The sequence below is a fragment of the Limosilactobacillus caviae genome, assembly GCF_014635905.1.
Taxonomy (GTDB): domain Bacteria; phylum Bacillota; class Bacilli; order Lactobacillales; family Lactobacillaceae; genus Limosilactobacillus; species Limosilactobacillus caviae.
Genome location: NZ_BMDS01000001.1, coordinates 347101 through 361709 on the forward strand (window position 1 = coordinate 347101; position 14609 = coordinate 361709).

Sequence of the window (14609 nt, forward strand, 5' to 3'; positions counted from 1 at the left end):
GACGAAACAACCTGAATCACCGGCTTTGCCAACGAGTATTAACGTTGATAGTTTGATATACGTTCATTATACTTACTCCCTACATAATTAATTGTTGTTAAGTATAGCGAATGTTTATTAAACTGTCAATATAATTATTAAAATCTGCTAAGAAAAAAGCAAGATAGCGGAAATGTTTCTGCTATCTTGCTTAGAATTCTATTACGCTCTTAGTTCATGCTGATGTAGAAGCTAGGAGTGTAGTAGTTGATGTTACCAGTTTGAACATTTTGACCTGGTGCAGGAGCTTGGATGTAGCCACCATTACCAGTAGCAATTGCAACGTGGTAAGGAGCGCTATCTGGGCCCCAGAAGTAAAGGTCACCGCTTTGTGCATTTTGAATATCAGAGTGGTGAGCACCAAGGTTTGTTTGTTGGTAAGTAGTCCGGTAGTTTGAGCCAAGACCGTATGAGTATTGAACTAAACCTGAGCAGTCAAAACCACCTGGTTGGTTACCACCCCAAACGTAAGGTGTGCCGAGTTGTGCTTGGGCAGTAGCAACGGCAGAAGCAGTAGAACCATTGCCTTGACCAGCAGCTGCTTGGGTAGCAGGGGTTGCTGAAACAGCAGCGGTGCTTTGAACAGTAGTATTGCTTTGTGGAGTTGCAACAGCTTCAGTAGCAGCGTATGTAGTTTGTGTTGGCGTTGCAGTAGCGTTAGTAGCTAGAGTAGTAACGTTATTGTTTGCAACATTTGCACTGGTTTGAGCAACGTTGATAGTAGCAGAAGCAGCACTTACTTGGGCTGGTGCTTGAGATGCAACGTTAACTTGAGCAGTAGCATTGTTATCAGATGCAGCTGAAACAACAGTCATTGGTTGTGCTTGATCAGCGACATTGCTTGCGTTTGTAGCAGAAACAACGGGGGTAGTTGAAGCAGTTGTTGTTTGTTGTACAGCAGCTTGACTAGCATTTGCGTTATCAGATGCAGTTGGTGTAGCAACAGTTGCAGCAGCAGAAGCAGTACTGATAGCAGAAGATGGGATAACTAATTGTTGACCAACGTAAATTACGTTAGGGTCAGCTAATTGGTTAGCTGATGAGATTGAATCAATAGTAGTAGCGTATTGTTGAGCAAATCCCCAAACAGTATCTCCTGATTGTACTTGAACTTGGGTGTCGGCACTTGCCGTGTTAGCAACAGCTAATGCACCAGCAGCACCTAAAGCAGCGACAAGAACTTTTGACATTGTTTTTTTATTAGCGATAATAATTCACTCCTGAATTTGTTTGTTTTTTATTTCATATGATGCATCTTTTTGTGCACTCTTTTACTATATGATGATATTGTGAAGAAGATATGAAAAATATCTTAAGGGTGGCGGTTGTTACATAATTGTTAAATTGCTGTAATAATTTGAAGGGATTGAAGAAAGTATCTTGGACTTCATGGAGAACGTCGGAATATTTGATGGAAAGTACAATTATGTTTCATAGCAGTTAGGTTTACTTTATAAATTGGCAATAGGTAGGGTAGATAATTGATTTATGATAGCAAACCTGCTTTCATAAATATATGAAAGTAATAGAATTTGATTATTATGATTGGGATGAATTTGAGGAGTATTTAGACAGTTTGTCTGATAAGGATGCTGCTAAATTGTTAGCAGTGATTAATAATATTGAGGAGCAAGGACTAGCGATTGCTGAGCGGTAAAAATGGACAAAAAAGTTAGAATCAAATCTTTATGAGATCCGTTCTAAACATTCTTCAAATATTCAACGTGCAATCTACTTCCATTGGGAAAACAATAAGTATGTTATTACGCAAGGGTTTACTAAGAAAACTCAAAAAACCCCAAGGCGCGAAATCAGAAAAGGATTACGTAGACGCAATATTTATGAAGGGAGCCATCAACATGAGCAAAATTGATGAATACATTGCAAAACGAAGCCAGAGAAGCGCTAATTTTACTAGGGAATATAAAGAAGAAAATCAGCAATTACAGGTCGCTGTTGAAGTTCATAGTCTCCGGGACAAACTTGGGATGAGTCAGCGCGAGTTTGCAAAGTTAGTAGGAAAGCCACAGTCAACAATTGCTAGAATTGAAAGTGGGAAAATGAACGTTTCTATTAACGTTTTAAATGAAATCGCTGATGCAACTAATCAAAAATTGACAGTTCGGTTTGAACCTATAACAGCTTAAAACATTTTTTAATACTATGAGTAATAATTCTCTTTTAGATTTAATGGGGAATTATTTTATTTTAAATAAAAATAACTCCTTAATATGATGAGTGCTATTTAACCATATATTTCTGAAAAATAGCCATTAATCCAATCATTATGAACAATAAAGTTCCTAGGTAGTTGTTAAGATGGTCATTACGAATGATTACCATGATTGCAATTATGGTAAATAAAATTCCTAAAACCATTTTACCGGTTAAAGAAAATTTCTGATTAAAATTGGTCCCTTTTTGTTTGTATGCTTGTTTGCTCATTCCTAAAAAGAACGGTTTTACATGCTCACCATAAAGGATAGCTACTCCGAAAATAATTACAAAAGAAAAAGTACAAAAATTAACGGTCGGAGAATTATAATCTACTAGATAATTTGTCAGCAAGAAAAACAATCCATACATTATGAAGAACAGTCCCCTAAAAATACAAAAAGCGTTATAGGCCTTTCCTTGATCCAAATACTTTTTCAAATTTTTGTCTCCCTTAAGTAAGGAGTCGATCGAGACTTTGTATATATCGCTAATTTTAACAAGCGTATCTAAGTCGGGATAACTTTTCCCCTTTTCCCAGTTGGAAATTGTTTGCCGAGTGACATGTAATTTCTCGGCAATTTCTGCTTGAGTAAATCCTAAGTTATTACGTTGTTCCTTGATGTAGTTTCCGAATTCCATTATGGTGCTCCTATGTTTTTGGATAAGTATATGAAATTTATCAAGATAAAACTAGCAAAGGTTTATTGCGTCCTTGATATATCCGCGGTTGTGGGAGGTAATTGATGTGCCGGAATCTTTTCAATAAATTGAAGCTACACCCCAAAATATGATAGTATGGATAGCAGTTTTTAGCTCGTAATAAGTAAGAAAAAAGAGGAGAGAATATAAATGGCAGTATTAGATGTTGAAGGTCTGACGATGAGCTACGCCGATAAAAAGCTCTATGAAGATGCCAGCTTTCAACTAGAAAAGCACGAACACATGGGAATCGTCGGACAAAATGGTGCTGGAAAGAGTACGTTAATTAAGATTCTTATTGGAAAGACCCTCCCAGTAGATGGAAGTATTAAATGGCAAAAGGGGGTCAAAATTGGTTATTTAGACCAGTATGTTGATATTCCGGCGGGGATGACCCTAATTGATTTCCTTCATACTGCTTTTACGGAACTGTACCAACTCAATGATCAAATGAATAAGCTGTATGCCGACTATGCAGAGAAAATGGATGATGAACTCCTCGCTAAAGCTGGTCGTATTCAGGAAAAACTAGATGCGAATAACTTCTATGAAATCGAAACAGAAGTAGAACGAGTAATGAATGGTTTAGGGCTAACTGACATTGGCAAGGACCATGTTGTTTCTGAGATGAGTGGGGGACAGCGATCAAAGATTATTCTTGCTAAGATGTTGCTTGAAAATCCGGATGTTATTTTACTTGATGAACCGACAAACTATCTTGATACTGCCCATATTGAATGGCTAATTAGTTATCTTAATGATTTTGACGGTGCAGCAATGATCATTTCACATGATTATGATTTTCTTGAGCAAGTTACGAATACAATTTGTGATGTATCATTTGGTAAGATTACTAAGTATCGAGGAAGCTTCCAACAAGCAATGCGTCAAAAGGAAGAACGCAAGGAAGCTCAGGAACGTGAATATGAAAAGCAACAGGTCGTTATCGAAAAGGCGCAACGTTTTATTAGTAAAAATAAGGCGGGATCAAAATCGACAATGGCTAAGTCCCGAGAAAAGATGCTTGCGCGGATGAAGAAAATTGATCCGCCAGAAGATAATTTGAAAGCTACCTTTCATTTTCCATATGAGAATACCGGATCTGCAAATGCATTACGAGTGGAAAAATTATCTGTTGGCTATAACCGCCCGTTGCTTGCACCAGTTACTTTCTCAATGACGATGGGTGAAAAATTGTTATTTACCGGATTTAATGGGGTCGGTAAATCAACATTAATTAAGTCAATCTTGAAGAAAATTCCAGCGCTAGGCGGAACGGCAACATTCTCGCCATCTGCACGGATTAATTATTTTGATCAGGATCTTGAGTGGGATGACCCGACGCTTACGCCTTTGCAGACAATTCAGAATATGTTTCCAACAATGCAACCGCGGACGATCCGCACAAAATTAGCACGGGCGGGAATCAATGCTGCCAATACGATGAAAGAGATGAATCTTTTGTCGGGGGGCGAACAAACAAAGGTCAAATTAGCGATTCTTGAACTAACGCCATGTAATTTCTTAATTATGGACGAACCGACAAATCACTTAGATGATGAAACAAAAGAGGGATTAAAGAAAGCTCTTCAAGATTTCCCGGGAAATTTAATTTTGGTTAGTCACGAACAGGGATTCTTTGAAGGATGGCTTGATAAAATCCTTAATGTTGAAAAACTTAGCTTGAAGTAAGTATATTTTTCATATCTATGAGACAATGAATTCAAAAGGAGGGATAACGATGCCCTATACACTTTCTGAAATCATTGTCTTATTTTTTACATATTCGTTTATTGGCTGGCTGTGGGAAACGTGTTACTGCTCAATTAAGGACCACCATTTCGCTTACCGTGGTTTTTTGTTTGGTCCATATTGTCCAGTATATGGATTCGCGGTTACAACGATCTTGATTACGACCTTTCCGTTTCAAGATAATATTTTTTTACTATTTGTAGTCGGATTCATTGTTGCTTCGATTTTTGAATACGTTGCTAGCTGGTTTTTGGAGAAAGTGTTCCATATGAAACTATGGGATTATTCACATCTGAAAGGGAATATTCAAGGACGAGTTGCTCCTCAAATATCATTTTTCTGGGGGATTGGCGTAGTACTATTAGTTAAGTTTATTCAACCAATTGTCCAGCGGGTGATTAATTGGGAAGAGGCATGGACTCACGGCATGTTAGCTTTAATTATTGTTTTAGTGATGGGGACGGATACTGTTTTGACCATTATCAGTGTAAAGAAATTCCATGTTACGACCCAGCAATGGGATGAACGAGCAGCAGCATACCGTAGAAAATTACGCGAACGTCTTGAAAGTGCTCAACCAGAAGACCGGGCTGTCCTTAAACACCGTCTTCATGATTGGCATCACCAATTTGCTCATCATTTAAATAATGAAGGTGCCAGCAAGCAATTGAGTTGGAACCATCGTCGGTTATTAAAGAGCTTCCCAAAGATGAAAATTACAGATAGCAAGTATTTTAATGAATATAAGAAAGATATTAAGAGTAAATAAGGATAGTTTCCAATTCTCGCTTTATCAGTAGAAACTAGTTATAATAGCGTCAGATTGGACATAAAGGAAAGATATATGATGAAAAAGGAAAGTAAAATTATTATTGCAAGTGTGCTTGCATTTCTAATTGTTTTATTTGGAATTGTAGCGGTTATCATCCATCAATCTCCACAGATTCAACGTGAAACGCACCCCACAGATATAACGGTTAATGAATTTGTTCGGCAGATTGCACCAGCCGCGCAGCAAGAACAAAAGAAATATCACATTCCGGCAAGTATTACGATTGCGCAAGCCGGCCTTGAATCTAATTGGGGTCGCAGCCGGTTAGCAAATAAATATAATAACTTATTTGGAATCAAAGCCAATAGTGATGATGAAAAAGTTCAAATGTATACTACCGAGAATATCCGCGGTAAAAATGTTCAAGTAAAGCAATACTTCACAGTTTATAATAGCTGGGCAGATTCGATTAATGCTCACACATTATTAATCGTTAATGGAACTGCTGATAACCATGCCCGCTTTCGTGGTGTACAAACTGCACGGAATTATCAACAAGCAGCCTATGAGTTACAAAAGAACGGATATGCAACTGATCCCAACTATGCAAGCAAGTTAATTTATGCGATTAAGAAGTTTAACCTTGCGCAATACGATAATATAAAGTAATTAAAAAACAAAAAAAGTGGGAAATAACTCTTTCGATATTGAAAGAAATTATTTCCCACTTTTTTAACCTATAAGACACTTATTAATCTGCTTCGCTTTGGACATTGGTGGAAGCAACCCGTTGACGACGGAACCAGTGAACTAAGAGACCAAGGACTAAGCCGGCAAGTGCTGGAACAAGCCAGGATAATCCCATACTTGCAAGTGGCATCATATTGCGGAGTGCAGCTACTGATTGACCAAATGCGCTTTGGCTAACAACAGCTGGGAAAGCAACAACCATATCACCGAGAGCTGGTACAACGGTGAAGAGGACCACGAAGAAGTAAACAACACCATCACGATTAAAGAGCGGCGATGCAACTGATAAAAGGATTAGTACCATTGATAATGGGTAAAGGAACATTAACATTGGTGTTGACCAAGCGATGATTTGGTCTAATCCGAAATTAGCAGTAAGGAATGAGGCAAGACAACTAAGTGCAAGCCATGCATGATAGCTAACCTTTGGGAAGTGCTTGTGGAAGTCTTGGGCAAAGGCAGCGACTAACCCAACAGCAGTAGTAAGACAAGTAACTGTTAATAAGAATGCAAGGACGATTTGACCAAATGCCCCAGCGTAAGCGTTGACTAATTGGTTAAAGGCAACTCCACCATCAGGAGAAACTTTGAAGCGTCCAAGTGACATTGCACCAAGAAGGATTAATAATAAGTAGATAAAAGCAACGGCACCCATTGAAAGTAAACCAGCCTTAGCAACAACCTTGGAAACTGCCTTTTCAGTACGTTGGCCCATTGAGCGAACCGCAGTAACAACAGTAACCCCGAATGCAAGACCTGCAAGGGCATCCATTGTATTGTACCCTTCAAGGAAACCATTAGTTAAGGCATCGTGAACGTACGCGCTGGTTGTTGGTGCAGTAGCAGGGTTACCAAGCGGTTTAGCAAAACCTACAACGAATACTAAGAATAAAAGCACAAGGAAAACAGGATTTAATACCTTTCCGATGTTAGCTAAGATATCATTTTCACGGTATGAAAAGAAGAATGCAGCGGCGAAGAATAGTGCTGAGAATAATAGCAGTGCAACTGATTGATATTGCTTGTCAACGAAAGGAGCAAGTCCAACTGTAAATGAAACAGTTGCTGTCCGTGGTGTACCGAATAATGGACCGATTGTTGCGTGAATAAGAACCATAAAAACTAAAGCAAAGCCAACGCCAAGTGGTCGACCGATGTCAAAGACCCCTTCTGCACGAGTAACCGCAACGGCGAGAACTGACAGAAGCGGTAAGAGAACTCCGGTGATCAAAAAGCCAACTGCAGCTGGTCCCCAATGACTACCAGCTAATTGACCAAGGTGTAATGGGAAAATCAAGTTTCCGGCCCCAAAGAATAAACCGAAAAGCAATGATGCAACGACTAAATAGTTTTTGAATGTTAACTTGCGCGATGTTAAATCTTGCATGTTTTCTCCTCCTAATCTGATCCCAACAAAAAAGTCCCTTAGCCAATATGGCTAAGGGACGCTGAGCGTGGTACCACCCTATCATTGTACTGCTATTACTAACAATACCTCACACGTACGGCCATCATGGCGATACGCTGACACGATAATGGGTGTAACCACTACAGCTTACTGGTATTTAAGCTGTAGACTCGAAAGTGATTTTCAATTAGAGTTAAACTGTCTCCTCACACCACCCGAGACTCGCTGAAGTTATCGGCTAATTTACTCTTCTTTCTCATTGCGATCGAATAATTAAATTGTTGTAATTAATATTAACTCGTTTCTCATAAAAGTCAACAGTAAATTAAAATTTATTTATAGTTTTTTAAATCTTCACTGCTTTCGGCATATGCTGGGTCCCCATTTAATGCTCGTGCAATTGCTCGCTCAACTGCAGTGTTAGAAGTTACATTTGCAATTGCTAATGGTTTTTCATAACGTTTAGCGTGATGGTTAGCAAGTTGACTGATTCGGTGGTGGATAGCATCGATGCAGACGATTACAAAGTCAGCGTCACGGATTTCGCGCTTTAACTTGCTGCTAGAAACTTTTTCTTCAGCAGAAGCATCTAGTCCGCGGAAAAGTCCATGGTGTTTATCAATAACTGGTTTAAGTCCCTTAACCTTGCTCCGAATACCAGTAATTACAAGAACCTTACGCTGGTGAAGGTCATAATCCAATTTTTTCTCATAATCATGACGCGGATTAGTAGGCTTTTTGACAACTTTTGGCTTAGCAGGTTGTTTAGTTGTATCGTAATCCTGCTTTTCATGAATCCAGCGAATAGAGCCGTTTTTAGCATCTGCCAATCCGTTACCGCGATCGTAGTAGGCAAAGTCAATAACCATCCCAGCTTTAATGTCGCGACCGGGATACTTGAACGGATCAATGACAATTGTATTTTCTGGTGCTTCGTCGACAATTGAATTACCTTTAATTGTTTTGTTTAGTTGGAGGATATCCGAACCGGGAACACGCGTTAATTCACCATACTCAACAACATTAATTTTCTCAGGCGTGTATTCACGAAGGTGGTCACCAGTAATCCGTCGAATGACTGGGAGTCCTCGTACTTTTTGCTCATAGTCTAATTGGGCGATATCGCCATCTTCAACAGGGAAAGGCAGTGCGTGGAGGATTGCTTCTGGATAATAACGGTGATTAATCTCGGCACCGCTTAGTTTTCGGTGAACGAGATAGCAATTGTCAGCAGCTAGTCGTTCTTCTTCAGTAATTTTCTGTGGGGCAGAAGTGGCAGGGGAAGGTGCAGCTGCTGTTGAAGCTGTTTGCTCTTTATTAGCAGCGGGTCCAGTTAAGAGTGACTTAAGTGTTTTGCGTGCCTGTGGCGGGAGATTGCTGGCCACCGGTTGAACTTTTCGCTGAACGAACCGTGGAGTTGCCGGTTTAACAGGGGTGCTATCTTGATAATGGTTTAAGATATTAAGAATGGTGGTAAGACTCCGCTGTGTTTGTAAGAGGCTTTGGGGATCATCAGTGGTGTTATTTAAAAGGTCAATTAGTTCTTGACGATAATCATAAATTTCCATATTGCTTTCCTTTCTTAAAATAAGTTACTAATTTCAATGATAGCAGTTAGTTAGCGCAATGTCAGTAATTAATGTGGTTAGCAGTAGTTTCAAAAGGTATAATAAGAGACAAAATTAGGATTGCGAGGACAGAAAATGGCACAACGGTTAATAAAATTATTTTCGCACAATGACTTAGATGGATTCGGGGCTCCATTGCTATTAAAAACGTTGCAACCGGTAATGTTTGAGAACACTGAGTTCGATATGACAAACTGTGGCGCAGGCCGGATTGATGAAGAGTTAAGCCGGTGGATGCAGACAGCAGAAGCGGGGCGCTTTACAGATGTGTATATCATGGACATGACACCGGATAGCGATTACTCATTTAAAATGCTTAATGAACGCTTTGCCAATCATTGGTTGGTTTTTGATCATCATGAAAGTGAAGCAGAGTTGCGGCAAAAATACGCAACAAATAGTATTGTGCCTGCTGATCCAGCGGTTAATCCGAGTGCAACTAGTTTAGTATGGGATTGGTTAAAACAGCAACCAGCTTTTGCTAAGGTTGATGAGCAGCGGCAAAAGGAGCTTGCTTATCTAGTTGAACTAATTCGTGCTTACGATACGTGGGATTGGCAAAATGATCCTGAAATGGATGAACAGGAACGAGTTGATGCTGACAACTTTGACCAGCTCTTTTGGTTTTATCCCCTACAAGATTCCGAGGAGTTTGTTCAAAATGTCTTTAATACTAGCTGGCAAGAGTACCAAGACGCAAATCGTTTGTTGATTCGAACGCTTAATGAACGGCGGGCTAAGTACCTTAAGAGCCACCTGAAAGACGTTTTAGTAGCGGAACTCGATGGTCATAAATTCGGCGTAGTATATGCGAGTGATTACAAATCGGAAATAGCTCATGAATTACTAGAACAACATCCAGAAGTTGATGCCGCATTGGTGGTTAGTCCGGTTAGTATATCGCTTCGGAGTAATGGTAAGCTGGACGTGGCTAAGTTTGCTGAAAAGTACTTTAACGGTGGCGGACATGCTGATGCTGCTGGCGGTCGGTTAACAGTCAACCCAATAGAAGCCGGCGAGCAAGCGGTGATTGATGATCTTAAGCAGACAATTGATAATCAGCAGAGTAAACAGAAGTCAAATGAAAGTACCCTTGCCGATAACCTTGATCCGGAAGTTGCGGCTAAGATGGCGGCATTGTTTGGGAAAAAGTGACTTGTGATAAGTGATTCTGAGAGTTAATAAAAAAGCTAGAAGGTATCCTAGAGCGAGAACAAGAGCTACAAATAATAGTTCTGTCTTGCTCTTTTTTTGTCTTAATACAAAGTAATCATCATGAAATCTAAGTTAAATTTTAACTAAATTGCTAATGCTGAATATCCACAGGGCTATAAAGATGGGACTGATTTCTTATTACTTAAAGTTGGAGCTAACAAAAAATTAGTGGTTGCTTTTTAATTCTAATCTAAATATAATGATTTTAATTTGTTTTTAATATTAGCGAGGGGGGGAATTATTATGTGGGATGGAACACATATTATGACGTTAAATAATGGCTACCATTTATGGACGCATTCAGAAAATACTACGGGTCGAGAAGATTTGCTGTGCTTGCATGGTGGCCCTGGAGACACGCATGAAGTTTACGAAAGATTTGGACTAGAACTGGAATCTCTTGGTATTACCGTACATACTTATGATCAGCTTGGTTCTTGGTATTCTGACACGCCTAACTGGAGTGATCCACAAATTCGTAAGCAGTACCTAGATATGGAATACTACATTAGCGAAGTTGAGGAAGTACGCCAAAAGTTAGGTTTAGAAAAATTCTATTTAGCAGGTCATTCTTGGGGTGGCCTTCTATCAATGGAGTATGCTCTCCGTTATCCGGAACATCTGAAGGGTTTAATTATTATTAGTATGATTGATAATATAGCCGATTATGTAACGCACTTGAAAGAAATTCTTAATGATGAATTTGCTTCTTATCAGGTTGAATATATGAGTGATACGGAATTACGAGGAGAGTATCAGGACTCAGCGTATCGCAAGTATATTGATCACATGTATAAAGAATATGTTAATCGCAAACAGCCATCCAAGATGAGTCACCAAATTGATATTCAATCTAAGCCGGTTTATAACACATTCCAAGGTGATAATGAATTTATTATTAACGGTGACTTAGACGGATGGGATCGAAGCAATGACATTCATAATATCAAGGTGCCAACGTTATTAACGTTTGGAGCTCATGAAACAATGCCGCTTGCGACAGCACAAAGGATGCAAAAGTCAATTCCTAATTCACGACTGGTAATTACGCCAAATGGGGGCCATAACCACATGGTTGATAATCCAGAGGTGTTTTTCACTAATTTACGTCGCTATTTCACAGATGTTTTTCAAGGAAAGTTTGGTGAGTAATTATGCAACAGCCTGATAATATGTTAGAAAAAATGGGCTATCATCAACAACTTGACCGCCGGCTAACCCTTAAAGATCTAGTTGTTTATGGATTGGTATTCATGACCCCAATTGCACCATTTGGAATTTACGCTTCAGTAGTTATACCTGCTAAAGGGATGGTTGCGCTTGCCTATTTAATTGGGGTAATCGCTATGTTCTTTACGGCTTTGAGCTATGGACAAATGTCACAGGCGTTTCCAGTAGCCGGATCAGTTTATGCCTATGCGCAACGCGGGATTAATAAACACGTTGGATTTTTAGCTGGGTGGATGATTTTATTAGATTATGTATTTGTACCGGCATTACTTTATGTGATTGCCGCCAACTCTTTAAGAACATTAGTGCCGGGGATTCCGCCGTATGCATGGGTGGTAGCATTTATCATTATTAATACTGTTATTAATATCCGAGGTATCGAGTTTACCAATAGAGCTAATTTTATTTTTCTCGGTCTTGAATTAGTTGTTTTGCTGATATTCTTAGTTTGCGGAACCTATGGCGTTATGCATGGGGTTGGGGATGGTTTTACCATCAAACCTTTCTACATTGCGAAAAACTTCAATCTTAATTTTGTATTTACAACGGTTTCCGTCTGTGTATTAAATTTCCTTGGATTCGATGCAATTAGTACTCTTGCTGAGGAAACAAAGGGTGGAAATAAAGTCGTGGGCCGCGGAATAATGTTAGCTTTATTTGTAGTAGGACTATTATTTATTGTACAGACTTACATTGCCGCTTTATTGCACCCTGATTACACATCATTTAAGAATGCAGATACCGCATTTTATGAAATTGCTTTTTCGGTTGGTGGTCGCCCGTTAGAAATTATGACAATTTTAGCAACAATCTTTTCATGGGGAATTGCTAATTCAATGGTTGCTCAAGCTGCGATTTCGCGGATTTTATTTGGAATGGCTCGTGATCATAATTTGCCAACTATTTTAGCTAAAGTACACCCTAAATACAAAACGCCGTATGCTGCTAATATTTTAGTTTGTATAGTTTCATTAGTTGTGGGGGCAATCTTTGTTAACCAGGCTAATGTTTTGTCCGCGTTGGTTAACTTTGGAGCCTTGGTATCATTTTGTGTAATTCATGTTTCAGTAGTAAATTATTATCTCCGTATTCAACATTCAAAGAACTACTTAAAACATCTTGTATCGCCCCTGATTGGTTTTATAATCATTGCTTATGTTCTGCTAAATATGGATACTCTTGCTAAGATAATCGGGTGTACATGGTTTGTAATCGGTATATTCTATTACTTAATAATGCTGCATACTAAGGATTCAATTGAACTAAAAGATCTCGAGTAAACTAAAAAAAGCCCCTCAATCTGAGGAGCTTTTTTAGTTAACTAATTATCCATGGATTAGGGATGCGGCCAGTTTTAATGAAATATTCAATAAAAAGGTCGATCAGTTGTGATGATAGGATGGATTTGAAGAGTAATGTCTGGTAGTTGTTCTTCGAGAATTGTTACCTGCCACTTGATGTAATAAACTGTGTCAGTCGGTAAGTTAATAAGTAGTTGTAGATCGTTAGTAACGATAGCAAGGTCGTGGCAATTATGTTCAAATTGTGCTAGTTGATCTGGCTTAAGATGACCGTGTTCTAGTGGCAGATACTCTTGATGTTTTTTCCATGCAGTTTGTAATAGTTTATCGAGAATAGGGATAATTTGTTTTTGCGATAAAATCATATGAATGACTCCTTTGAATTAATTTCAAAGGTTTTAATGAGGCGGTTAGCCTCAGATATCAAAAATCCCAAGTCGTTTTGGCTTGGGATTTTTGCGTTTAAATAATTATTTTGTGTATTTAAGAATTCTTAAAAATGAATCAGTTAATTCAATTGCTGTCTTAGGATCTTTTGACTTAAGTTCAAAACAAAGTTGATCAACCTTAGAAAAATTAGTTTGAACTTCAGAAGGTTCATTGTTATTAAAGTCTGTATTTTCGAGTAGTTGTGTAATTGATATTTGCAAAGCGGCCGCAATTCGTTTTAAGGATTTTAAACTTACATTTTGGTCGCTTGTTCGTTCAAGACGAGATATAAAATTAACGGATAAGCCGCTTAACTCAGCTAAACGCTCTTGTGTTACCCCGAGATGTTTTCTAATTGCTCGCATGTTGTCCCCAATATCCGCGATAACAGTCACCTTCTTTTTTATTAAAGATAACTGAAAAAATATGCTGATATAACTATATTCGTAAATGTTTTTCACTAGTTAAAACTGTTAATAAATGCATATGTTTATATATAAATACTTATCGGTGAAATAACAAATTTGAATAATCATTGCTTTTAAAAATTTTTATCTATCACGTATATATCTAAGATAAAAGAATATCTAATGGATGACAAGCGATAAATAAGAAAATGCCACCATTGCAAACTGTTAATATAGTGTTATTTTTAAACGGAGAATTATATAAATTATCTTATTTTACTCGATAATACTGTATTGATAAGAAGTTTTGTTTTAGGGAGGATTTTGATATGAAAAAGCTCCTTGCGATAACTGTTGCAGTAGCTAGTGCACTATCATTAGCTGCTTGTGGGAATTCTACAAATTCGACAAGCAAGAAGAGCAATAGTGTGAGTTCATCAAAAAAAGTAGTTAAGCGTCATCAAAAAGAAGCATCTAGTAGTTCGACTAGTTCATCACTGGCTGAGTCATCAGCATCTATAAGTGGTGAGCATCTAAATGGAGCATCTTCAACTGTACAAGACAATGCACAAAGTAACAGTTCGAATGATAGTTCAGTTAACGCAGAAAGTACATCGGTTGATGATGAGGGAAATACTCATCATATCACAATGTCAGGGCAAACAGCTGATGGTTACCAATTAGGAACCGATATTGTTACGAGTCCAGATGGCCAATCACGAGTATATGAGTATACCAAAGCTATCGATAATTAAAGTGGGG

At 38.5% G+C, this 14609-nt stretch carries 14 protein-coding genes, 1 pseudogene and 1 other annotated feature; of the genes and pseudogenes, 9 read left to right on the plus strand and 6 right to left on the minus strand.

Features of this window, described 5'->3' with window-relative positions; all coding sequences use genetic code 11:
* Positions 1–209 precede the first annotated feature (209 nt).
* Entirely contained in the window at positions 210–1229 is a 1020-nt protein-coding gene (locus tag IEU90_RS01385; RefSeq protein WP_153709274.1) for a C40 family peptidase, read from the minus strand.
* Positions 1230–1555: 326 nt separating this feature from the next.
* Here IEU90_RS01385 and IEU90_RS01390 point away from each other — a divergent pair.
* A pseudogene (locus IEU90_RS01390) lies at positions 1556–1912 on the plus strand (type II toxin-antitoxin system RelE/ParE family toxin).
* Positions 1899–2186 (plus strand): helix-turn-helix domain-containing protein, encoded by a 288-nt coding sequence (locus IEU90_RS01395; RefSeq protein ID WP_153709273.1) that lies wholly within the window; start codon positions 1899–1901, stop codon positions 2184–2186. The pseudogene IEU90_RS01390 and the gene IEU90_RS01395 overlap by 14 nt, the downstream one beginning before the upstream one ends.
* Before the next feature lie 94 nt (positions 2187–2280).
* Here the strand turns inward: IEU90_RS01395 and IEU90_RS01400 are convergent, their stop codons facing one another.
* Positions 2281–2895 carry a helix-turn-helix transcriptional regulator gene (locus tag IEU90_RS01400; protein ID WP_153709272.1) on the minus strand — a complete coding sequence of 205 codons (615 nt, stop codon included), beginning with the start codon at positions 2893–2895 and terminating at the stop codon, positions 2281–2283.
* A gap of 210 nt (positions 2896–3105) precedes the next feature.
* Between IEU90_RS01400 and IEU90_RS01405 the strand changes: the two genes are divergently transcribed.
* From IEU90_RS01405 to IEU90_RS01415, 3 genes are all read left to right on the plus strand, one after another.
* Positions 3106–4647, plus strand: a complete 1542-nt coding sequence (locus tag IEU90_RS01405) for an ABC-F family ATP-binding cassette domain-containing protein (protein ID WP_153709271.1) — start codon at positions 3106–3108, stop codon at positions 4645–4647.
* Positions 4648–4696: 49 nt separating this feature from the next.
* On the plus strand, positions 4697–5476 hold the full coding sequence (locus IEU90_RS01410) for a putative ABC transporter permease (protein WP_153709270.1): 780 nt from the start codon (positions 4697–4699) through the stop codon (positions 5474–5476).
* Positions 5477–5554: 78 nt separating this feature from the next.
* Positions 5555–6148 carry a glycoside hydrolase family 73 protein gene (locus IEU90_RS01415; RefSeq protein ID WP_153709269.1) on the plus strand — a complete coding sequence of 198 codons (594 nt, stop codon included), beginning with the start codon at positions 5555–5557 and terminating at the stop codon, positions 6146–6148.
* An 82-nt stretch (positions 6149–6230) separates the two neighbouring features.
* Here the strand turns inward: IEU90_RS01415 and brnQ are convergent, their stop codons facing one another.
* Both brnQ and IEU90_RS01425 read right to left on the minus strand, forming a co-directional pair.
* Positions 6231–7616, minus strand: coding sequence for a branched-chain amino acid transport system II carrier protein (gene brnQ / locus IEU90_RS01420; RefSeq protein ID WP_153709268.1), 1386 nt, complete (start codon positions 7614–7616; stop codon positions 6231–6233).
* A 51-nt stretch (positions 7617–7667) separates the two neighbouring features.
* Positions 7668–7906 (minus strand) — a binding site (T-box leader).
* A 63-nt stretch (positions 7907–7969) separates the two neighbouring features.
* Positions 7970–9205 (minus strand): DUF2325 domain-containing protein, encoded by a 1236-nt coding sequence (locus IEU90_RS01425; RefSeq protein WP_153709267.1) that lies wholly within the window; start codon positions 9203–9205, stop codon positions 7970–7972.
* 135 nt (positions 9206–9340) lie between these two features.
* On the opposite strand from IEU90_RS01425, the gene IEU90_RS01430 reads away from it, so the two are divergent.
* The 3 genes from IEU90_RS01430 to IEU90_RS01440 all read left to right on the plus strand — a co-directional run bounded on the left by IEU90_RS01430 (position 9341) and on the right by IEU90_RS01440 (position 12990).
* Entirely contained in the window at positions 9341–10420 is a 1080-nt protein-coding gene (locus IEU90_RS01430) for a DHHA1 domain-containing protein (protein ID WP_188357623.1), read from the plus strand.
* A 303-nt stretch (positions 10421–10723) separates the two neighbouring features.
* Positions 10724–11632 carry a proline iminopeptidase-family hydrolase gene (locus IEU90_RS01435; RefSeq protein ID WP_153709265.1) on the plus strand — a complete coding sequence of 303 codons (909 nt, stop codon included), beginning with the start codon at positions 10724–10726 and terminating at the stop codon, positions 11630–11632.
* 2 nt (positions 11633–11634) lie between these two features.
* A complete protein-coding gene (locus tag IEU90_RS01440; RefSeq protein ID WP_188357624.1) occupies positions 11635–12990 on the plus strand; it encodes an APC family permease in 1356 nt (451 codons plus the stop codon).
* Between the two features lie 86 nt (positions 12991–13076).
* Here the strand turns inward: IEU90_RS01440 and IEU90_RS01445 are convergent, their stop codons facing one another.
* Together IEU90_RS01445 and IEU90_RS01450 are read right to left on the minus strand one after the other, a co-directional pair.
* Positions 13077–13376, minus strand: coding sequence for a hypothetical protein (locus IEU90_RS01445; RefSeq protein WP_153709263.1), 300 nt, complete (start codon positions 13374–13376; stop codon positions 13077–13079).
* A 105-nt stretch (positions 13377–13481) separates the two neighbouring features.
* Positions 13482–13835, minus strand: coding sequence for a helix-turn-helix domain-containing protein (locus tag IEU90_RS01450; protein ID WP_229723520.1), 354 nt, complete (start codon positions 13833–13835; stop codon positions 13482–13484).
* 341 nt (positions 13836–14176) lie between these two features.
* Here IEU90_RS01450 and IEU90_RS01455 point away from each other — a divergent pair, with 341 nt between their 5' ends.
* Positions 14177–14602 (plus strand): hypothetical protein, encoded by a 426-nt coding sequence (locus IEU90_RS01455; RefSeq protein WP_188357625.1) that lies wholly within the window; start codon positions 14177–14179, stop codon positions 14600–14602.
* Positions 14603–14609: the final 7 nt, after the last annotated feature.

Coding starts and splice junctions, on each gene's coding strand:
- IEU90_RS01385 (WP_153709274.1), bottom strand. CDS start 1,229: ATGTCAAAAGTTCTTGTCGCTGCTTTAGGTGCTGCTGGTGCATTAGCT.
- IEU90_RS01395 (WP_153709273.1), top strand. CDS start 1,899: ATGAGCAAAATTGATGAATACATTGCAAAACGAAGCCAGAGAAGCGCT.
- IEU90_RS01400 (WP_153709272.1), bottom strand. CDS start 2,895: ATGGAATTCGGAAACTACATCAAGGAACAACGTAATAACTTAGGATTT.
- IEU90_RS01405 (WP_153709271.1), top strand. CDS start 3,106: ATGGCAGTATTAGATGTTGAAGGTCTGACGATGAGCTACGCCGATAAA.
- IEU90_RS01410 (WP_153709270.1), top strand. CDS start 4,697: ATGCCCTATACACTTTCTGAAATCATTGTCTTATTTTTTACATATTCG.
- IEU90_RS01415 (WP_153709269.1), top strand. CDS start 5,555: ATGAAAAAGGAAAGTAAAATTATTATTGCAAGTGTGCTTGCATTTCTA.
- brnQ (WP_153709268.1), bottom strand. CDS start 7,616: ATGCAAGATTTAACATCGCGCAAGTTAACATTCAAAAACTATTTAGTC.
- IEU90_RS01425 (WP_153709267.1), bottom strand. CDS start 9,205: ATGGAAATTTATGATTATCGTCAAGAACTAATTGACCTTTTAAATAAC.
- IEU90_RS01430 (WP_188357623.1), top strand. CDS start 9,341: ATGGCACAACGGTTAATAAAATTATTTTCGCACAATGACTTAGATGGA.
- IEU90_RS01435 (WP_153709265.1), top strand. CDS start 10,724: ATGTGGGATGGAACACATATTATGACGTTAAATAATGGCTACCATTTA.
- IEU90_RS01440 (WP_188357624.1), top strand. CDS start 11,635: ATGCAACAGCCTGATAATATGTTAGAAAAAATGGGCTATCATCAACAA.
- IEU90_RS01445 (WP_153709263.1), bottom strand. CDS start 13,376: ATGATTTTATCGCAAAAACAAATTATCCCTATTCTCGATAAACTATTA.
- IEU90_RS01455 (WP_188357625.1), top strand. CDS start 14,177: ATGAAAAAGCTCCTTGCGATAACTGTTGCAGTAGCTAGTGCACTATCA.